This window comes from Planococcus sp. MSAK28401, from assembly GCF_018283455.1.
Lineage (GTDB): Bacteria > Bacillota > Bacilli > Bacillales_A > Planococcaceae > Planococcus > Planococcus alpniumensis.
Window position 1 is genome coordinate 1,721,680 of the sequence record NZ_JAAMTH010000001.1, and the last position, 20,367, is coordinate 1,742,046.

The window sequence follows — 20,367 nt, forward strand, 5'->3', positions numbered from 1 at the left end:
GAAAAATAGGGGAGGAATAAAATGAACAAATTCGGTTTATTGTCTCTACTAATGTTTGGTATAAATGTCGCTGCATTCTTTGTTATGAGAGGACCAGATGGAGATGTTTATTTAGGAATAATAGTATTAAGCGTCCTTTCAGTTATTGGCCTGGTATTTGCAGCATTATCCAAACAATTGCTATGGACGATTCTAGGTATCGGCGTAAATTTGATCCCATTAATTTTTGCCTCTCTACTGTTACTCGCAATGGGAATAAGTGAGCCTTAAAAAATTAGATGAAACAAACAAATCTGTAAAAGGGGATAAATATGAATTACTTTGATAAAGACCCTCAGTATTTGTTCAGGATCGATAACCGTCCTGTCGAAATTGAAGATCTTAACGACATAGATCAGAGTTCCGAAGAAATAGTGATATATGGAAAAACCAAAGGGATAGACTTGTTGGCTTCTTTTTCACACTTAAAAAAGTTATGGATTTGTTCCGTCAATCAACAAGAATTTGATCAGATTCTAAGCCAAGTCAACCCAGAAATGTTGTCCGTCTACAATATGCGAGTAGAAAATCTGTCTCTTCTCAGCACTTTATCGAATCTGCAAACACTGAGTCTAGAGTGGAACACGAAAGCCTCAAGTTTATGGGATGTATCAAAAAACACGTATCTCAATGCATTGTCTATTGAAGGGTTCTCTAAAATCAGGGATATTGAGCCTCTGATGCAAGGCAATAAAATCGAATATCTGAATTTACAGGGAGACCAAAATAACACGCTTAAAATACAAACTCTTGAGCCGTTAAAATACTTACAACAGCTAAAATATTTGGGACTATCATTTATTAAGGTGGAAGATGAGTCATTAAAACCAATTTCGTATTTAAAAGGGCTCAAAGTACTTGCCATTTCAAATCAGTTTCCAACCGAAGAGTATGCAAAACTGTCTGTGGATTTGCCTGAGACGAAGTGTAGTAAATTCGCTGCTTACGAACGATTGCATCAGGCTATAAGTGGCATGAATATAATGGTAGTAGGAAAACGCAAGCCTAACTTAAACTTACAGAAAGACGCTGAAAAAGTTAAAAAGTATGAAAACCAATTCAAAGAGTTGCAAAAGGCTTATAAAAAAGTAAATAAAATAGGATAGTGAAGTCTGTATATTTTTTCTCATATAAGCAACTCTTATTAAGAAATGAATCTCACATAATGTTAATCGTTATACATTCAAATTCGTCATTATTTAAGAAGACATGTAAATGAATGAGGTGTTATTTAGGAGTTAGCAAAATGGAATTGGTTTTTAGTCGTCATCGGTAAGGAGTACATTTATTTTTGAGGATTCACAATAAGTCATCTCCTATAAATGATAATTAAGTTTCATGTCTAGACCTGAAACAAGGAGGAACGGGAAGATGAAAGCCAAATTATTATTATGGATGTTGGTTATTTTTGTCACAGTTGGCTGTTCTTCAGAAAAGGAAGTTATTAGGCATGAAGAAAGCAATAGTACTTCTGCGGAAAATAGAAAAGATATATCTCAAAAACCACCCAGCTTAAAAGTAAATGTAAACGGAGAAGAATTTTTTGCTGCTACAAACGGCTATTCGTGGAGTTATTTTGATGAAAAAGAAAAGAGCATGGCCGGTATAGAGGCTGAGGTTGTACCTGTTTCTGATTTAATCGGGAACCGGATAGGTCCTGCCGTAAATTCGGATACGTCTATTGAACTTAAGTTTGAAGAAGAACCGATCTCTTACGAGGTATATGTGTTGGGATCTCCCCCTCATAACAGGGGGACTGACGTAGATGTAGGGAAACAAACCGGGAGGACTATATATGAAGTTAAAGCCACTTGGGAACAAGGAACTGGATACTATATTTTCCCTTTAACGATTGAATAGACTCTTTTACCGTCACTTTACACCTCGCTATAGATATTCTTTACTTTTCACAAAAAATTTTTAAGTAACTGTACATAATTTATTTTTTCGAAAAATTTGTAGTAGGAAGAAGGGAGAGCGTAAAATATCTTGTGTAAATGAATAAATAGAAAAAGGAAGACCTTTTCTTGTAGAATTAAGTCACCACAACCAATTCACAGAAAAGAGGCCTTCCCTATGACTCAGTTTACAACAGATATTATGCAAGCTCTAGTAAAAAAAGAAGACATCTCCGAAGTTTTTCGCCAACATTTGGAGACGGCGGTGAATACACTTCTTCAAACGGAACTAACAGCGTTCCTGGATTACGAAAAATACGATCGCCTCGGGTTTAATTCGGGCAATTCGCGGAACGGCGCCTACACGCGGACACTCCATACGGAGTATGGGGATTTAGAGCTTTCGATGCCACGGGACCGGAACGGCGAATTCAACCAACAGACGGTCGCTCCGTACAAGCGCTCAAACGATACGCTGGAAGCCTTCGTTATTCATATGTTCCAAAAAGGCGTGACCATGTCCGAGATTTCGGACCTGATCGAGAAAATGTACGGCCATCATTACACGCCACAAACCATTTCCAATATGACGAAAGTCATGAGCGAACAGGTCGAGGCGTTTAAATCTCGTCCGTTAGAGCAGCGCTACGCTTGTGTCTATCTGGATGCAACTTACATTACCCTCAAGCGCGATACGGTCTCGAAGGAAGCCGTCTATATTACGATTGGCATCCGAGAGGACGGCTCAAAAGAAGTGTTGGCCTATACAGTGGCACCTACGGAATCCGCATTTGTTTGGGATGAAGTCCTGTTGGACTTGAAAGAGCGCGGTGTCGAAGAGGTGCTTTTGTTTATCTCCGACGGCTTAAAAGGCATCACCGATCGCATCTTCTCGGTCTTTCCCGATGCTCAATATCAGGCGTGCTGCGTCCACTTGTCGCGCGGGATCCGCCACAAAGTTCGCGTTACCGATCGCAAGGAGATTCTGGATGATTTCAAATCGGTCTACCGGGCAGAGAACCGAGAACTGGGTGAAAAAGCGTTGAAAGCCTTTGTCGATAAATGGAAAACGGCCTATCCCAAAGTGGCGAAATCGTTGGAAGCGAATCCCTATATTTTCACTTTCTACAGCTTCCCAAAATCCATTTGGCGAAGCATCTATTCAACGAACCTGATCGAATCGTTCAACAAGAACGTAAAGAAATACAGCAAGCGCAAGGAGCAATTTCCGAACGAAGATTCCTTGGATCGCTTCCTGATTTCCCAGTTCGAAATCTATAACCAGAACTTCTCCACCCGTTGCCATATTGGATTCGATCAAGCTCGTGCAGAGCTGACTGAGATGTTCAAGCAAACCTAATCGATATACATACAAGAAAAGGATTTACTTATTTACACATAATTATTGACGGTCTCGAAGAAGGAGGTGGAAGGTTTTTGAGGGAATATGGTATTGGTTTTGCCTTATCTTTTGTAGTTTTGCTTCTTCTCCTGATTTTGAATGCACAGCTTTATCACAATGTGATGCCATTGAATGCTCCCATCATCTTCTTGACGCTTCATGTAATGATCTACAGGTACCTTAAGCGAAGACCACACCTCTCTTCTCTTTGTTCCAGACTCTGGAAAGATTCTCGAACTTAACCATTGAAGAAAACCCTTTAATACTCTTTTAATTAATATATTGCAGCTTATGGTAAGGCAAGAAGGTACGAGGAAAAGCTCGCTGCCTTTTGGTTTCGGCATGAGTACTTTTACGAACGTTAAAAATAACGCTTAACGATCACCTAAGGATGAGCTGGGTGGCCGTGTGCTCTCTTTGTGGGGTAATCACTTTTTCGAATATTATTTAGCGCTCGATTCAAATCTTTCGATTAACAAATATTGTTTTTCGGAGCTGCATACGTCAGAAGCTTTTACCCGTTATACGAGTAAGCTGTTTGCGAAGACGGTAGTAGCAGAAGAAAATTTGATGCAGTTTTAATGAAAAATAACAAGTTATGAAGATTTCTAAACTGGATAAAATTTTCCGGTTCTGAGTAGAACTTTTCCATTCAAAATTTCAAAGTTTTAAGAACACATTCAGAGATTCATAAATCAGAGTGGGGGATATTAATGGACAACTGGACTCCTTTATCAAATCAAGAGTATGACCGGATTTGGAGCAGGATTTATAGAGACATCAAATTTAAACCAAGTATGTCTATCTTTCCTTCATTTCAGTTGCCAACTCCCTTTATAAGCTATGATATTTCAGAGTATCTTATAGATTCAAGAGACTTAGATGCTGGTAGCACTGAATTTTCAGTGGATCTGGATGCTTACGATAACCTTGAAGAAAAAGCATTAGATGCATTCAAAGAGCTCACATTAGTTGGCGAGTGTATGCTAGCACTCAACTGGAAACATGAATGTTATTGGGTAAATCCGCGTTTGGAATTCGTAAAAAATGAATTCGGGGAATGGACAATACCGATCTTTCCAAATGGGGATTACTATTTCTTTATTGAGAAAGATTTTAAATGGGGCTATTTGGGGCACCCTTGGGAAAAAAGCATAACTGTATTCGGAAAAGAACTCATTAATGCTTTTGATAAGCACAAGCCAAGAAAGTTTCATACGATTTTAAGACAAGGCTGATTCGTAGTCGACTGCGACTTAATCTGAATTAAGATTTATTCGATCATAAAAGAACCAAATGTTTTAAGCGGAAGGAGGGAATAGCTTGACCGCAACAGAAGTCATGGCATACTTCAGCATAATCGGGGATCAGTTTCCACTTGAAGAAATCACTGAAGAACTTGCCATCCAACCCACTGAAACTTATCTCAAAGAAGAAATTCTTAATGAATTCACAGCTCCTTCTTCATCAGAAGTCAGAAGAAGGAGAGAAACCGATTGGACATTGAGTACGGGATATCAGAAATCATACGATATCAATGATCAATTGAAATCACTTTTAATTTCCTTTGAAGAAAAACAACAAGACTTAATCTTGCTGAAAGAGAAATATGGATTAAGCTATCTTTTTATGATTGTTATTAAAATTGAAAACAATAAAAAACCTGCTATGTATCTGGAAAAGGATATTATTGACTTTGCTAGCAAGATCGAAGCCGAAATACACTTCGATCTTTATATAAACAGCTGAAAATTAATGAGTTTTGAAACTGCGCCGTGAATCTGGAGAGAAAAAGCGAAAGATGTTCCGCTCGGAGATGTTGAGTCACCACATTTAAGGACGTTAAATATAACTTATTAGCAACTAAGTTATATTCATTCTTACTACAAAACTTGATGAATCATAGCCTTGCTTTAAAGGAGTAGATGTTGCATGAAGCTGATTTGTCGTACTTGCAAGGTAGAAATTTCAAACGAGCTAACTAAATTAGAGAATTTGAGTCTACTTAATATAAATGATGGCCAAGATTACATTCCTGAAGGTTTTTTTATAATTGATAGCAAAAAAGCAGATATAGAATTAGAAGGTGCCATCATTATCAATATTAAAGATTTAACAAATTCAGTTTACCATCCAGACGATAGTAGGTTGAACGGGTGTTGTGGTTATGACGGCTTAGACGGGATGAACCGTGTCTGTTTAAATAATCATGAAATTGGGACCGAAAATTCGGATTGCTGGATGTTTCATTTTGTTTCATTAGATCCAGAACTAGTGGATTTCCACTGATTTATCCTAATAATTTTCCGGCAAGAAGCTTGCAAGGTCAATACTTTATATTTTTTTTATTGAGACAGAGGCGAATTTAGTGTCCCCTAAAAGAAAGACAGAAGAAACATTAAAACAGATAGATCTGTTAAAAGTAAAAGACATTATAGTAGTAGACGTAGAAGCTGCTGTAGCAAGAGAACTAAGAAAAAAATGGGAAAGTGCATTTGCGAACGATTTAACTCGAAGTGAGAAAAATCAAAACAGTAGTTGCATTCAATAAAGGGGAGGAATTGTTATCATGAACTCTGGAATAATGGAGAGTTTAATTGTATACGCTCCAATTGTATTTTTATTCTTTGCTTGTATCGGGATTGTATGGAGCCTATTGGGAAATAGAAAATATTTAATAGGATCAATAATTATGTTGTTAGGTGTAGGGGTTTATTACTGGGGTTTATATGTAGGTGAATGGGAAGGAATGGGCGTATCATTATTTTTGGGTGGTGGGATGCTTCTTACTGGGATATTGACTCTTCTAATTACCTTTCTTTATTCAAAATCGAGGGCAACTAAAAACAATCGGGAAGTTTAATTGAAAAGCTCGGTCCAAAAAAGAACTTGCTTGGAATTGAAGTTCTTTTTTACTTGTCACTACCGATTGGACAACTTCTAAAAGAAATGGTGAAAGTAAACTGAGAATACTAGCATGGAGGAGGTTAACTATGAATACATTCATTTACATGGTAAGACATGGTGATTCCCCGAAGGAAGGAAATGAGAGAACGAGAGGATTAACTGAAAAAGGCGAAACAGATGCTCGACAACTAGCTGCAATATTGAAGGCTGAAGAAGTTAATGTAATCACTTCAAGCCCCTATACGCGTTCCATACAAACGGTTGAAAAATTAGCTCATCAAATAGGAGAAGAAATTATAGTGTTTGAAGATCTAAAAGAGAGAGTATTTACTTTGGAAGATGAGCGTATATCTGACCGGAAGTTGCTTCCACTCTTAGAAAAATCATTTGTAGATTTCAATTACTCTTTAGAAGGCGGAGAATCAAACGCTGAATGTCAAAAAAGGGCGATAAAAGTTTTAAAGGAGATACTATCTGTTTATAAAGAACAGAAAATTGTAATTGGAACTCATGGAGCTGTTATGACTTTGATGATGGCCTTTTACGATAACAAATATGATTTAAAATTTTTACATAGCACGTCTAAACCAGACATCTATAAAATGGGATTTAAAGATCAGACTTTATTAAGTGTTCAAAGAGTATTGGTCAAAACAGGGGGGATTAATAACAGTTAATGAGCTAAGTTTACGTAGCGTCATTGAATATGGCATGAAAAAAATGACAGAGTAAATTACGCCATCTGCCATTTTATTAAGAGCAATAAAAAATCGCTTGTTAAAGTCGATCAGCAGCTCAATCAAATAAAGTTGCTTTAGTCGGATTCCTCTCAAATTCAAAGAGCATATGCAGCTGTGACTCGATATTCCGATTCAAGGATAGTTCCGGTAAATCGTATTCAGGAAAGAAATCCACTTCCTTTGTTTCGACACCGGTTTTTGCCTCACCGCCTACAATTTCGCACTGAATGAAAAGCTTATAATAATGAAAAGCTTGGGGTGGATGCGGATGTTTATTCATATCCAGTAAGGCAAGCATTTTTGTCGGCACCACAAGATAGCCGGATTCTTCCTGTATTTCTTTCGTAATGTTTTCAGCTGGAGATAAGCCAATATCGCAAAATCCGCCAGGTAAAGCCCATCTATTGTCGATGTTTTCGCGAACCATGAGAATCTTTCCTTTATCGAAGACAGCACCCCGCACATCCATTTTGGGCGTCTGGTAGCCTTCATCATTAGCAAATAACTCTTTGATCTTTTGCATTTCCTCGCCGGTATGTTCTTCCATGATTTCCACACTGATTTTCCGTAACTCTTCGTAACGTTCCAAATCAAAGACATCTTTTGAAAAAGTCAGTCCGGATTGAGAAAGCGATTGGATTCGCTTAGCCCAGTCCAGCCATTTAAGACTCATAATGGCCATCCGTTTCCAAGGATTCCATAAATTCAGCCACAGTTCGGTATGAGGAATTCGGTGCTACTGCAAATTCCAAGGTTTGATAATCAGGCAACCAATGCACCCCGACGGTTAAAACGTTCGCGCTAATTCCAGCTTGAATGTCAGCATCACTGTCTCCGATGAACATTGCTTCCTGAGGGCTAACATCCAATATAGCTAAAGCTTTGAACAAACCTTCTGGATCCGGTTTAGGTTGTGTCACATCGTCCCCTGTAATGATGGCATCGAAGAAATGCTCCATTTGAAGTGCTTTTAAGGAGATATCCAGACTTCTTCTGGCTTTTCCTGTGAAAATTCCCAATTTAACCCCTTTTTCTCTTAGATGCAGCAATAACTCGTGAATTTCATCGTTGTGGTCAACGAGTTGTGCATGCTGTTCTAGATATTTTGTATAATACAGTTCAATTGCTTCTTCTGTATCTTCATGAAGCAAATTCTTCCGGATAATTCCCGTTTCCGATGGGCCAAACATGGCGCGAATTTCAGCAGAAGAGAGCTCGCGCTGGTCGAATTCCTTGAAAACGTGTTGGAAAGCATAGTCACAGACAGGTAATGTATTAGCTAATGTGCCGTCAAAATCAAAAATAATCGCTTTTATTGGAAACACCATCCTTGTTTTTAATATCTAAAGTTAAAGAAGTGAGTAATACTTGCTAGTTCAAATTAGCTGACAATTTTCATGCTATAGCAACTCGGCTGGTTTTTCCAGTTAATCCTATTTACTGAAATTAAATTTCATATTCCTCTTACTGAAAGAAAAGAAGCTCAAGGTTGAGCTTCTTTTTATGTGTAAACGGGTACTTCTGCAATCAGTCTCCGAAAATTTCACTTCAATATAAAATTTAAATATGAATATGAATATGAATTCTAAATGTTAAAATCAATTATAGTAATAATATTCCATAATCTGCTAATAAATTGTGGTTATATAGGGAGATGATTTTTTGAAAAAGACAATGGTATTGTTGTATCCAGAGTTTAGTGAATATGAACTCAGTGTCGCTTTGTCTATATTAATGCAGGGGCAAAAACCGATGATTACTGTAGGTCTTACTGAAGATCCTATAAAGGGCGAATCAGGATTAACGTGTATAGCTGATACTACTGCAAGAGAAGTTAACTTGAATGAAATTGATAGTGTTTTACTGCCGGGCTGTATGGATGTTATTACTTTAATCAATGAAGAAGCCCTGGTTGATTTAATAAAAGAAGCAGCTTCAAAAGATATGGTTATTGCTGCAATTTCTAGTTCTCCTACCTTATTAGCTAAGGCTGGTATTTTGAAGGGCCGGAAGTTTACTGTTGGAATGCCTGAAGAAGGCAGAACAAAATTAGGCATCTTTGAGGAAAAGAATTATTCTGATGAAGTAGTGGTCCGCGATGGAAATATAATCACTGCTAGAGGAAAAGCTTTTATCCGTTTTGGAATTTCTCTAGGGGAAGCATTAAAGATAGATTTTGATGAGGATTGGTATATTGAACCGCCTCAAAAGAAAGTATTTAGTAAGTAAATTTAAAACGAGCTGGAATTAAGAAGATGTATGACTCATAACAGCTTTTCAAAAAGGTGGAATGGAGGAGATACAATGGGATGGATCTTTTTATCCGGAGGTGGAGACAAACAACATACGGAAAAGTTTGATCAAAAATTCAGGGCACAAATTGGTGTATCGAAGCCATTGTTATATATTCCAGTTGCCATGAAGCACCAGAACTCGTATGTGGATTGTTATTTTTGGATTAAGAGCGTATTTAATCCACTAGGTCTTCAAGAAATTGTCATGTGGACCGATTTGCATCAAAAATCTTTAAAAGACTTGGAGCGGTTTTCTTCAGTCTATATCGGAGGCGGGAACACATTTTCATTGTTGAACGACATACGCAGCTCTGGCTTTGATGAAATTCTGAAAAAATATATTCAAAGTGGAGGAACAGTATACGGGGGAAGTGCAGGGGCTATAATTTTGGGTTCTGATATTATGACTTGTGCTCATCTTGATTATAATGAGGTAGGTTTAGTAGACCATGAGGGGTTGAACTTAATTTCTGATCTTGCAATATGGTGCCATTATGAACCGGAAAATGACGAGCAGATAAGAAAGTACATACAAAGTCATCAGAAGTCTGTCCTTGCTTTACCTGAAGAAACTGGGGCTTACTATAATGATGGATATCTAAAAATAACGGGGACAAAATCAGCATTTCTCTTTCAAGAAGAAAATAAGCTAGAATTATTGCCGGATTCTGAACATCCAGCGCCATGATTTTTACTTTTAATGAAAAACTATTTTTAAGTTTTAGGATGATAAATAGTTTACCTAAAGATCGCTAAGGGTTAAAGATAACTTATTTGTTATGAAGATAACTTGAAATTAACTAGCTATTTATATTATGGAGGTTAAATGATGAATGAAATTATGGACTTAGTAGATACAAATAGAAAAGGTGTAGCGGAAGCTGCGATAAGAGAAACAGAACAGAAATTGGGTATTCGTTTCCCGGATCAGTACGTTCAATTGTTTAGATTGGCCAATGGCCCTGAAATTGGCGCGTGGATTTTATTTCCCGTCAAAGATCCTGATAATGAGAAAAAAACATGGGATGATGTAGTCAGACAAAATAAGGAAGTTTTAGATAGAGAGTTCCCTGACAATCTGCTTGCGATCGCTGAAGACGGTACTGGGGATTACTTATGCTTGAAAGTAGAAGATGAAAAAGCGGTGGATTCAATTTATTTATGGCTCCATGAAACAGATGAAACAGAAGAGTTAGCTCCCACTTTAAAAGACTTAATCCTAAATATGATCTGAAAGGAGTCTCTTATGAAACGAATAGCTTTAGGAGCGTTGCTTTTTGTGTTTATACTCGGTTTCTTTATTGTGCAAAATAATGTGGAACTCGCAATGAACATAACCGGCGTAATAGGGCTTGGCGGCATATTACTCGGGGGCTTTTTGAAAACAGGATTCGTGAGCCCAAGTGCCCCTGTGATTGGGAATCTGGCAGTTATAAAATTAGACAAGAAAATGGATTTATCAAATACCATTTTGTTAATAGCTTTACCTCATATCATCGGTTCTTTGTTATTGTTTTTTTATACTCGGTAAGAGGTTTTTCTTTCACTAAATGTACATTCGATGATTATGTGAGGGTGTTAAAGTGCGATTAATTGGCTGGGTTCCTATGCTGATCTTAATTCTTTGCTCGGGATGTTCTTCAATTACTATAGAAGATGCAGAAACTGTGCGATTGGATTATTGGAGCGGAGAAGTTACAGAAGAAATACGAGAAGAATACATAGATGAAAATAATGGCCTCGATTATTTTGTGGATGCTGTGAATGCTGCAGAAGAAGTAACCGGCCAGCGTGTTATCACAACAAGACCACTGCTTTCACTTGAGTTTGTAATGGAAGATAAAGAGAACCGGAACTACCATCTGTGGGTAACAGATAGGGGAGAAGGATTTATCCAAAGCTTACAGCCACATAAAAGTCTTACATATAGATTGGGTCCTGATTCTGTAAAGGAATTGAAAGACTTCTTTGAAACGAAAGAAAGTGTAGAGGTTTTAAAAGGTGAAATTGAGTTTGAGCAGTGACAGTAAAAAAACTACAAAAGAGCTGATAGTTTGAAAAAGTTTCGCGGGAAAAGACGTTATTTCCGTAATTTGCATAAAGCAGCTGCCACGGAACATCTCCGGTTGGACTTCGGAAAAGGCGGCTGGTTTGATCTTTGGCACACCCACCTGGATTTTATTGGACATGGAAATAGAAGCATAAAAATCAGGAGAGAGCATGTCAAAGCTCATATAGCTTTATACAAAAGTTTACTAAAGAACTTGGAGATTTTCGAAAAGCCTTTTCAATCTTGGATTGAAATAGACGGACAGGATGCCGGATCAGATGCTGTTTATATTCATAGTCCCAATCCGAACGAAGACAATTTTCCTTTGAAGAAAGAGAATATCGATTGGGAAGTTGAACTTCCTTTATACCTCAAGGGTTTAATCGACACACAAGAATTTGACATTGGTCGATACCTCTCGGAGACAGAAGTGCACTTTATAATTCAAGCCAAATGTCTAAAGAATCGACTTTAGGTCGTTTTAATTGGATTGAAGTAATGCGCCGATTCAGTTAGATGTGTTTGAAGATAAAACATTTGAATGATTCCATTAGAATTCAATAAAGAATAAAAATTGAGGGAGTGAGTAACGATCTTATTAAAAGTTGTTTTTCCCTTAATAATTTTAAGCACAGGGTTGGTCATGGCTTATAAGTTGAGCAGGCATAAGTCAGAGAAAAAGAAGCAGATTATATTGGGAATCACTCTGATAGTGGTGGTTGCACCCTTTCTTTCTTGGCTTGTCGGGGGCTTGTATGCAACATTTGGATCTATTGAAACTACAGGCTGGGCAGAAATCGTTTATCCTATGATTATTTTTCCTTTGATCGGCTTGCTTGGAGTTGGATGGTTGGTAAAAGGGGTTCTTAAGAAGAAGGAAGCCAATTAGTTTGAAAGGGATAGAATTGAATCCAATGTTTCAGGAAATTATCCTATTTTCTTTACTCGTTTCTTGTCTGCTAACTTTTTAGATTGTAAAAACAAAAGCAAGTAACTGAACAAGAATTTTGTCGGCCTTTTTCGTAAATTCACTTATCCTTTTTGTTGCTTCAGTTTATCTTTACAAGTAAGCCTAACAACTTTGGGAAAGTCGTTCTTTTTAGTACAACAATTCTTAGGTAAGATAAAAGTGAGGTGACTAATTATGCAATTTGTATTCGATCTTGACGGAACCATTTGTTTTAAAGGACAACCTTTACCCCAAGAAATTTGTGCTGCTTTGGATGGGTGCCAGGCAATGGGCCACGAAATCATCTTTGCATCTGCAAGACCGATACGTGACTTATTGCCGGTGCTGCCGGAAAAATATCACCGGTTAAGAATGGTCGGTGGAAACGGGGCTTTTCGAAATGAGGATGGCTCAATCGACGTAAACAGTTTTGACGAGAGCACTTGCAAGCAACTGTTCAATATTATTAATACGCATGAGCTTCCGTATTTAATTGATAGCAGCTGGGATTACAGCTATACCGGAGAAGAGACCCATCCGATCTATCAAAATATCGATCCGTTGAAGAGTGCGAAAAATGTGCCGATTGATTTGCTGGAAAATGTAGTGAAAATGGTTCTTTTCACAAGCGATCCGGAGATACAGAAAAGCTTGGAAGTCCTTCCCCTGACCCTGCATCTTCACCAGAATGAAGGAATTCTTGATTTGAGTCCTGAAGGCATTGATAAATGGGCAGGGCTACAACAACTAGGGCTCAAAGCAAATGAATTCATTGCCTTTGGAAATGACTCAAATGACATTTGCATATTTGAAGCTGCCAAAGAAAGTATCTGCATTGGTACCCATCCTGTTGCAAAACAACATGCAACCTTACAAATTACAGAGGATGAAGTGGCAAAAATGATTTTACGTATGAGTGATAAGTATCTTCTGCAAGAGATTGAAGTTAAATAGTGTAAGCAAAATTGTGTATACACTTTCAAACGCAGTTAAAATTAGAAAAGATATCTACAGATTGTCAGTTTACATATGACCTCTTATTGATAACTATGATTTTGATAGTGAAGATTAAAATATATTTTTTATACTCGAAGAATTCAATTTTAGTTGAAGATTTCTGCGTTAAACTAACCATCTAACATTTTAATGACTTACATAATCACGATATTGTTGGACAACAAATTGAAATGAAACTTTCTTACATACAGTCCGTATTAATTGGAAAGGAGTGGAAAGATATTGAAAAAATACATCGTATTTATTTTAAGCTTAATCCTGTTGTATATTGGAGTTCAATTTGTATCAGGGTGGATCTTAACAACTCTCTATACTCCTGATGTATCTGTATTAAATACTAATCCAGCGGAAGGATCAGTTTTTGAACTATCTCCAACAATTCAATTACTAGTTGTCTTATTGATCGCAACGCTATCCTACTTTATTTCTCAAAAGCTATCAGCAACTCCAAGTAAATAATTTTGTCTATAAAGCCGTTCTGATACAGAATGGTTTTTGTTCTATCCAACAATGAAATTACATGTCGAATGTACCTTCTTATGAAATGAGTTACATTGAAATCCAGTATGAAATGAAAGGTTTATTCAGTAAACTTAAAAGGAGGGTTACATTGAGAACTTTCTCTGAGAAGGTAGTTTATTATTTAATAACTTTTTTTATTTTCTTTTTGCTTTTTAAAATTGTTGCCTGGTTGGAGAATACTTATATCCCTTTGAACACCCAAACTCAATTGATCTCTGGCATTATTCTTATTCCTGCAATTGTTATTCTTTCGTTTGTTTTATCCAGTTTACTTTTTAATAGCTTAAAAGAATCCAAGTGAAAAACTAAAAGCTTGTAAATTCGGTATTTGAATTATTTACTCCGGTATTAAAAAACTTAGTATTTGAAGCGAGATAATCTATGCTATTAAGGCGATTCCAGGATCATCATATGATCGGAGGCAGGAAACTTATGGACAACATAATCATCCAAAAATCATGAAATTATCTGAACGAACAAAGGAGATTTTTGTTTTAGTGCTCTCGTTACTTGTCTTTATATACGCCATAGTAGATATCTTCCACCAAATACAACTAGATATTTTTCCAAGAATAACTTCATGGGCTGTGTTAATTTACAGTTTTGTAATCATGTTTGCTATAATAAAAGATTGGAATATTGATGAAGAGTAATAAAGAAAAATTTTTCCGATTATTTAGATTCTCTTATTTTAGGAAAGATAAAGTTATCATAGTTCTGGATATAGAAAGCTACAAAAATAGAAGGAATAGAAGACGCCGATAAGGCACATTTTCTATCCCTTTTTATTTTCCTCTAAAAGCGAGGGCTGTGTGTGGAAACGCATTCGTGTTTTTCATAGTGCTGTTACTGAAATAAGCACCACATCGTGGCAAACACATCTTCATTCACTATTACTGAAGTTTCGCCGATCGGCAGAAGCTACAACTTCTTGTATTTTCTCTTTCATCATGCGAAAAAGTCAAATTGTTTTCTATTACCCTAAAATTATGATAACGTTATTTACAAATGTGTTTCATATGTTTCATTATGATATAAAAGTCTTAACCATTTTAGATGTTAAATTTCGGGAAACTGAAATTTGATATATATTCGGTTGAATATTCTAGAAATGGGGAGGAAAAGCTATGTCGAAAATTTCGTGGTCAAGATTAATGTCCCTCACAGTGTTAAGTTCTGTGTTGGCTTTGGCAGCATGTGGCAATGACGATGCTTCGAACGAAGAGTCAACGAATGACTCGGATGCTGCAACAGAAGAAAGTGCCGATGAGGGCACTACAACAGAAGAAGGTGCAGACGAAGGCGCTAACGAAAGTGCAGAAACTGAACCAAAAGTTACTGAGTTTGAACCGGCATTTCCGGAACAAACAAGAGCACCTGCAGTAGAGACTGAAACAGAACTTAATGAGGAAGTTGTTGTTGATGGTTTAGGCGTGACTTGGGGTATGGTAGAGTTTGAACCAAACCGCTTACTTGTGACGCAAAGAGATGCAGCAGAACTTCTTATTGTAAACCTTGAAGAGGGCTCTGTTTCAGATCCAATCGAAGGTACGCCAGAAGTAAATAACTCAGGCCAAGGCGGTTTGCTTGATGTAGCCGTTGCACCTGATTTTGACGAATCAAGATCAGTATTCATGACGTTTTCACAAGATATTGAAGGCGGTACTGTCACTGCTGTAGGTAAAGGTGTTTTATCAGAAGATGAAACTTCACTTGAAGATTTTGAAGTCATCTTCCAGGCAACACCAGCATATGATGGCGACTTACACTATGGCGGCCGTATTATCTTCGATGAGGAAGGCAACCTTTTCCTAACAACTGGTGAGCGTTCAGATGATCCAATTCGTGAACGTGCACAAGACTTGGATGCTTACTTAGGTAAAGTCATTCACATTACACAAGACGGGGAACCAGTAGATTCAAATCCATTCGTCGAAGATGAAGACGCACTGGATGGGATATATAGCTATGGCCACCGTAATATTCAAGGCATAGACTACAACCCTGAAACAGGAGACTTATGGATCGTGGAATTCGGTCCACAAGCTGGTGACGAACTGAATATCATCGAACCAGCGAATAACTATGGATGGCCTATTGTTTCTTATGGTATCGAGTATACTGGTGAATTAATCAATGATGGTATCTCAGAACACGAGGCGCAAGGCTTTGTTGAACCAAGATATTATTGGGATCCAACAAGTGCGCCAAGTGGTATGTCCTTCTATGATAATGACGCAATTCCTGAATGGGAAAACAATTTGTTCATCGGTGGTTTAGCGCCGAACTATATTGTTCGTGTCGTTATTGAAGATGACATCGTTGTTGGAGAAGAACGACTATTGACTGATGAAGCGCAACGTTTCCGTGACATTCTTGTAACTGAAGATGGCACGCTAATTGCGAGCACTGATGGCGGTCTGATTTACCAGATTACTGCAGCAGAATAATTTATTATTCTCTAAAAGAACCTAATCTTAGGTAAAAACTACGACGGTCAATAATAGTATAGAAGCAGGTATTTATGGGAATCCATGAATGCCTGCTTTTTTGTGCCTGAACAGCTTGAAAGTATAAAGGTAGATGATCGAAATAAAGAGAAAAGCATTACACCCATCAGCATCTCCCATTTATTTCTATGGTATAATTACCCAAATTGATAAAAGTTTGTAGACTGCTAAAATACCCTTATATTTTATTTATGCTTTTTAGTCTGTTTTATGAAGGGAGAATGTTTCTTTATGAAATTAACCATCATACTTCTGCGTTTTGTATACCTTCCTTTAGCGGGACTTTTTATACTTCCCGTATCTTATTGGTTTGCAGCTGGCTTCATCTCTGAATATGGACCGGAAGCGCCTGATATTATCTTCCCACTCTGGCTAATCCCCGCTGCTGTGTTTTTGCTCGGCGTCGTCATACAATGTTGGAGAAAGTATTTTTGGTTAGGAATAGGGATTACTGCGTTTTCGTTTGTTTTATTCTTTACGGATATTATTCCTTATAGAGCAATTGATTTGTTTTGAATCAATGGAACAAGTTTATGATGAAGAGGAAGAAGAGAAGCGAAAATAAACAAGCCCGGCGCAGTTTATAACTGTGCCGGGCTTGTTTTGGTATCTACCATTCGAACACAAATTTCAGTGTAATCGTAATCGCAGAGTATATGATGACAGAGATAAGGAAAGTCGGGAAATGCGTGTCCTTTTCGCTCGGCAGTTCGTGCTTGAAAACCGTGTAGATCATCGCACCGGAAACGAGCGAGAAGACGATCGATTTGAACAGCGGCGTCAGTTCAGTCGTCAAAGCGACGATCCAGCCCGCGACAATTCCGACAGCCAGTATATAACGGCCGTATTTATTGTATTCCACGGGAAACTTCCGCCACATGTCATGAGCGACCGCCATGAAATGTGGACCGATCGCGACGCAGTAAAACAAGGCTTGAACAGCCGATACTTCAAATGACAGCACAGAGTAGGAAACCAGCGCGTTGTAGAATGCATAGAACACGATGACCGACCAGAAAGTAGAGGTATGGGAAATATAATTTTGCTGGATGACAATTTGAATGCCGACAAACAAGACGACACCGAGAAGGCCGACGAAATAGATTTCCGACTCCATCGTTAGCTGCCGGTAGGGTTCTTGGATCGCCGCTTGCTGTTTATGAAGAGTAGGGAGCAAGTAAATGAAAATATACGAAACGGCAAGCCCGCCTGAAAACGAGAACCATTTCACTTGCTTCAGTTTATCTCGAGGCACCAGGACGCTGGCGAAGAAATGGATCAAGATGAATACAATGCCGATCAAAAACGGAATCAATAGCATGACCCAAGCCTCCTGTCAGATGAAATGATCTGGTGAAATGGCGAGATTTTGTTAAGTAAAAAATATCGTAAATAGTGTGCGATGATTTTCTATATTGTATTGCTTCGACTCTAAATAATGAATAACCTTTTAATATTTAGAAGTCTTGCGTAGTTGAAACTATATTTAACAAGACGATAGGATTTTTTAGCGAAGAAAGAGAATCTAGTCCAATGACTTAAATTCCGGAGGTTGAAGATGAAACACAATATGCACTATGAACTTACAAGCATGGCGGACACGCCTGAAACATTTTCTTACGCAGAAGACTATTCGTTTTGGATACCGATGATCGAGCATTTCTTTGCGCATGCAGATTCATTCGAAATCCATTGTTGGAAAGAAGAAAGCGCAAAATTCGAAGATATTTTAAATGAGTTGTCGAGTGTAGAACGTGATGAAGATGGCCAGTTGTTTATTGCAAGTGGGCAATTAAATGAAAAAGCGAAAGAATTCATTCTTTCGCGATCTCTTGACACCAAAGGCAGGTTGAAGTGGTTCTCCTTATTTTTAGAAAAGCAAGGCGAATCACTATTTTCGTCTGAGCATTATGGAGTGGAATTGATCGGTTACAAGTTAAACGCAGAACAAATAGCCTTTTTAGAAAAGGTTCTTCCTGAAGACGTTCGTCATTTCGAGTGGTGAATTGAAAGGTGACTTCGTCTATCAAGATGGAAGCCACTGCTTGCCTTTACTAAATAGAATTCGACAACTTATTAGTCTTTTTTACTCTATTAGAAAACAGTTTCTATCTCTCTGCTGATGCCAATCGGCTAAGCCGAATAAATTCCTCGGCGTCTTTCACACATAGCGTCATGCCTTTTTCCCAGAATTCTTTTTGGGTGATGTCTTCACCCAGATGCTTCATCGCCAGCTCTTCTACAGTAAGTTTTCCGGTATCGCGGAGCAGCGCCAAGTATTGCTGCTCGAAGCCCGAGCCTTGTTCCAGCGCTTTGGCGTAGACACTGACGGAAAACAGATAGCCGAACGTATAAGGGAAGTTATAGAAGGGCGAACTGGTTATGTAGAAATGCGGCGTGGAAATCCAATAATGCACTGGCAGGTCATCAACCGAACTGGCGTAGCCTTCTTCCAGTGAAGCTTTCATCAGTTCGTTCAATTGCTCCGCACTGATCATGCCTTCCTTGCGCTTTTCGTAAAGTTTTTCTTCAAACAGGAATCTCCCGTGCAGGTTCATAAAGTTCATGACGCTTCGTTTTATTTTTTCGTCCAGCAGCATGAGTTTTTCTTTCGGCCTATCTGCTTTTTGGATGGCTGCATCCAGCACGAGCATCTCGCAGAATGTCGAGGCGGATTCAGCGGTCGTCATGCCGTATTTGCGATTGAGCGGCTCAACTTCTTTCATCGCATGGTTATGGAAGGCATGCCCCAGTTCGTGTGTGAGAGTCAACAAGCTGGTCATCGATCCGTCGAATGTCAAAAACACCCTGGATTCGCCAGTGGCAGGGAAGCCGGCGCAAAACGCGACGGAGCCTTTTCCCGAAGAGTTGGCGGATTCAATCCAGCCTTCTTCAAAAGCAGTACGTGCAAATTGTTCCACTTCCGGACCGAATTGACGGAATTGCTCCATGAGAAATTCGGCCGCTTGCGAATAATCCATGGAGGCTTTCTCCTGGTCAAAAGGCGCCCAGAAATCATGAAAAGACATCTTATTGCCCCTGGCCTTATGCGTTAAATAAAAGGCAAAGCTGTTCTTGTTTTCACTGACGACTTGCCACATAGCCTCCAAGGTTTCTTTTTGTATCCGGTTGTCTTGTAATGGCTTGTCGAGTCCATTCGGGATTCCTCTGTTTTTATCTGCTTGCAGCCGGAACCCTGTGAGGTGATTGAGGATGCGGGCCATGGTATCCTGCTGATTTCGCCATGTGTTTTCTAAGGCTTGTGCTGCTTGATGACGAAGCTTTTTGTCTGGGTGGGAGCGCAGGTTCGTCGCTTGGGCTATGGAATAATCTTCTATGGTTCCGTTTATTTCAATAGAGACGGTCAAATTATTGACGGTTGATCGATAGAGATCGCCCCAGGCATGATATCCATCGACCATCAAATCAGACAAGAGATGTTCCAATTCTACAGACAATGGTGAATCGGCTTGCTCGCGCCATTCATTTAAGATGAACTGATAATCTTTCAGTTGTTCCAATTCCATTAAGGCATTCCACTGGGGTTTGTCGATTTCTGATAGCAGCTGCTGGAAACGCGTCAGAATCGCATTGTATTCTGTTTGAAGCGAGGCCGTTTTTCCGCGCAGTATCAATACTTGGGAGTCTTTCGGACTTTCTGCCAGCAGGCACGTGACAAACGAGCTCATCTGCGAAAGCGATAGCTGGACGATTCCAAAGCCATTTAAGTTTTCCACCAACATTTTCTCGATGGAAAAACTTTTCGAATTGATGGAATCAATCAGTTCAGACAGCTCTTGAATCTGGCTTTTCGTCTGCTCCATTAATTGAAAAAATTCAGGCGAGTTGCTCTTGCCATTAAATAAAGCATCCAAGTTCCAATGCTCGGGGTAGGTTGTGGTGTTCATTGAATTTCTCCTTTCGGTATTCCGGATAGAAACGCGTGTTCTGTTTTAGTTTACAGCAATGAATAAGAGAAGTCGAAATGATTTGAAAATTCCGTGCTCCCGTGGCCGTATTGAAAATGAATTAGATAATA

25 protein-coding genes are annotated in these 20,367 nt (G+C 38.6%); 21 read left to right on the forward strand and 4 right to left on the reverse strand.

Annotation, left to right across the window (positions count from 1 at the left end; genetic code table 11):
• Positions 1–21: 21 nt before the first annotated feature.
• The 9 genes from G3255_RS08780 to G3255_RS08820 all read left to right on the forward strand — a co-directional run bounded on the left by G3255_RS08780 (position 22) and on the right by G3255_RS08820 (position 6,923).
• Positions 22–270 (forward strand): hypothetical protein, encoded by a 249-nt coding sequence (locus tag G3255_RS08780; protein ID WP_211654125.1) that lies wholly within the window; start codon positions 22–24, stop codon positions 268–270.
• Between the two features lie 41 nt (positions 271–311).
• Positions 312–1,145: a leucine-rich repeat domain-containing protein gene (locus G3255_RS08785; protein ID WP_211654126.1), complete on the forward strand. Its 834-nt coding sequence runs from the start codon at positions 312–314 to the stop codon at positions 1,143–1,145.
• Between the two features lie 265 nt (positions 1,146–1,410).
• Positions 1,411–1,899 (forward strand): hypothetical protein, encoded by a 489-nt coding sequence (locus G3255_RS08790; protein WP_211654127.1) that lies wholly within the window; start codon positions 1,411–1,413, stop codon positions 1,897–1,899.
• A 216-nt stretch (positions 1,900–2,115) separates the two neighbouring features.
• On the forward strand, positions 2,116–3,297 hold the full coding sequence (locus G3255_RS08795; protein ID WP_211654128.1) for an IS256 family transposase: 1,182 nt from the start codon (positions 2,116–2,118) through the stop codon (positions 3,295–3,297).
• A 755-nt stretch (positions 3,298–4,052) separates the two neighbouring features.
• Positions 4,053–4,577: a DUF2716 domain-containing protein gene (locus G3255_RS08800; RefSeq protein WP_211654129.1), complete on the forward strand. Its 525-nt coding sequence runs from the start codon at positions 4,053–4,055 to the stop codon at positions 4,575–4,577.
• Between the two features lie 103 nt (positions 4,578–4,680).
• Positions 4,681–5,088: a DUF4279 domain-containing protein gene (locus tag G3255_RS08805; RefSeq protein ID WP_211655806.1), complete on the forward strand. Its 408-nt coding sequence runs from the start codon at positions 4,681–4,683 to the stop codon at positions 5,086–5,088.
• A gap of 183 nt (positions 5,089–5,271) precedes the next feature.
• Positions 5,272–5,628 carry a hypothetical protein gene (locus G3255_RS08810; RefSeq protein ID WP_211654130.1) on the forward strand — a complete coding sequence of 119 codons (357 nt, stop codon included), beginning with the start codon at positions 5,272–5,274 and terminating at the stop codon, positions 5,626–5,628.
• Between the two features lie 280 nt (positions 5,629–5,908).
• Positions 5,909–6,202, forward strand: a complete 294-nt coding sequence (locus tag G3255_RS08815; protein ID WP_211654131.1) for a hypothetical protein — start codon at positions 5,909–5,911, stop codon at positions 6,200–6,202.
• 130 nt (positions 6,203–6,332) lie between these two features.
• Positions 6,333–6,923, forward strand: coding sequence for a histidine phosphatase family protein (locus G3255_RS08820; RefSeq protein WP_211654132.1), 591 nt, complete (start codon positions 6,333–6,335; stop codon positions 6,921–6,923).
• A gap of 118 nt (positions 6,924–7,041) precedes the next feature.
• Here G3255_RS08820 and G3255_RS08825 read toward each other — a convergent pair whose 3' ends face one another.
• Positions 7,042–7,659: an NUDIX hydrolase gene (locus tag G3255_RS08825; protein WP_211654133.1), complete on the reverse strand. Its 618-nt coding sequence runs from the start codon at positions 7,657–7,659 to the stop codon at positions 7,042–7,044.
• Positions 7,649–8,302, reverse strand: a complete 654-nt coding sequence (locus tag G3255_RS08830) for an HAD family hydrolase (RefSeq protein ID WP_349291464.1) — start codon at positions 8,300–8,302, stop codon at positions 7,649–7,651. The genes G3255_RS08825 and G3255_RS08830 overlap by 11 nt, the downstream gene beginning before the upstream one ends.
• Before the next feature lie 346 nt (positions 8,303–8,648).
• On the opposite strand from G3255_RS08830, the gene G3255_RS08835 reads away from it, so the two are divergent.
• The 11 genes from G3255_RS08835 to G3255_RS08885 all read left to right on the forward strand — a co-directional run bounded on the left by G3255_RS08835 (position 8,649) and on the right by G3255_RS08885 (position 16,844).
• Positions 8,649–9,215 carry a DJ-1/PfpI family protein gene (locus G3255_RS08835; RefSeq protein ID WP_211654135.1) on the forward strand — a complete coding sequence of 189 codons (567 nt, stop codon included), beginning with the start codon at positions 8,649–8,651 and terminating at the stop codon, positions 9,213–9,215.
• Between the two features lie 75 nt (positions 9,216–9,290).
• The gene (locus G3255_RS08840; RefSeq protein WP_211654136.1) at positions 9,291–9,968 is read left to right on the forward strand and encodes a Type 1 glutamine amidotransferase-like domain-containing protein; all 678 of its coding nucleotides are present in this window, start codon (positions 9,291–9,293) and stop codon (positions 9,966–9,968) included.
• A gap of 141 nt (positions 9,969–10,109) precedes the next feature.
• A complete protein-coding gene (locus G3255_RS08845; RefSeq protein ID WP_211654137.1) occupies positions 10,110–10,514 on the forward strand; it encodes an SMI1/KNR4 family protein in 405 nt (134 codons plus the stop codon).
• Between the two features lie 12 nt (positions 10,515–10,526).
• On the forward strand, positions 10,527–10,811 hold the full coding sequence (locus G3255_RS08850; RefSeq protein WP_211654138.1) for a hypothetical protein: 285 nt from the start codon (positions 10,527–10,529) through the stop codon (positions 10,809–10,811).
• Positions 10,812–10,863: 52 nt separating this feature from the next.
• Complete coding sequence (locus G3255_RS08855; RefSeq protein ID WP_211654139.1) at positions 10,864–11,304, forward strand: YhfM domain-containing protein; 441 nt, start codon at positions 10,864–10,866, stop codon at positions 11,302–11,304.
• A 30-nt stretch (positions 11,305–11,334) separates the two neighbouring features.
• Positions 11,335–11,805, forward strand: coding sequence for a hypothetical protein (locus G3255_RS08860; RefSeq protein WP_211654140.1), 471 nt, complete (start codon positions 11,335–11,337; stop codon positions 11,803–11,805).
• A gap of 168 nt (positions 11,806–11,973) precedes the next feature.
• Positions 11,974–12,219, forward strand: a complete 246-nt coding sequence (locus G3255_RS08865; RefSeq protein WP_211654141.1) for a hypothetical protein — start codon at positions 11,974–11,976, stop codon at positions 12,217–12,219.
• Positions 12,220–12,474: 255 nt separating this feature from the next.
• Positions 12,475–13,233: an HAD-IIB family hydrolase gene (locus G3255_RS08870; protein ID WP_211654142.1), complete on the forward strand. Its 759-nt coding sequence runs from the start codon at positions 12,475–12,477 to the stop codon at positions 13,231–13,233.
• 285 nt (positions 13,234–13,518) lie between these two features.
• Positions 13,519–13,755 (forward strand): hypothetical protein, encoded by a 237-nt coding sequence (locus G3255_RS08875; RefSeq protein ID WP_211654143.1) that lies wholly within the window; start codon positions 13,519–13,521, stop codon positions 13,753–13,755.
• Positions 13,756–14,945: 1,190 nt separating this feature from the next.
• Positions 14,946–16,268: a PQQ-dependent sugar dehydrogenase gene (locus G3255_RS08880; RefSeq protein WP_211654144.1), complete on the forward strand. Its 1,323-nt coding sequence runs from the start codon at positions 14,946–14,948 to the stop codon at positions 16,266–16,268.
• A gap of 291 nt (positions 16,269–16,559) precedes the next feature.
• Positions 16,560–16,844, forward strand: a complete 285-nt coding sequence (locus G3255_RS08885; RefSeq protein WP_211654145.1) for a hypothetical protein — start codon at positions 16,560–16,562, stop codon at positions 16,842–16,844.
• A gap of 94 nt (positions 16,845–16,938) precedes the next feature.
• Here G3255_RS08885 and G3255_RS08890 read toward each other — a convergent pair whose 3' ends face one another.
• The gene (locus G3255_RS08890) at positions 16,939–17,649 is read right to left on the reverse strand and encodes a hypothetical protein (protein ID WP_211654146.1); all 711 of its coding nucleotides are present in this window, start codon (positions 17,647–17,649) and stop codon (positions 16,939–16,941) included.
• A 237-nt stretch (positions 17,650–17,886) separates the two neighbouring features.
• Between G3255_RS08890 and G3255_RS08895 the strand changes: the two genes are divergently transcribed.
• On the forward strand, positions 17,887–18,333 hold the full coding sequence (locus G3255_RS08895; protein WP_211654147.1) for a hypothetical protein: 447 nt from the start codon (positions 17,887–17,889) through the stop codon (positions 18,331–18,333).
• A 103-nt stretch (positions 18,334–18,436) separates the two neighbouring features.
• Here G3255_RS08895 and G3255_RS08900 read toward each other — a convergent pair whose 3' ends face one another.
• Positions 18,437–20,236, reverse strand: a complete 1,800-nt coding sequence (locus tag G3255_RS08900) for a M3 family oligoendopeptidase (protein ID WP_211654148.1) — start codon at positions 20,234–20,236, stop codon at positions 18,437–18,439.
• Positions 20,237–20,367: the final 131 nt, after the last annotated feature.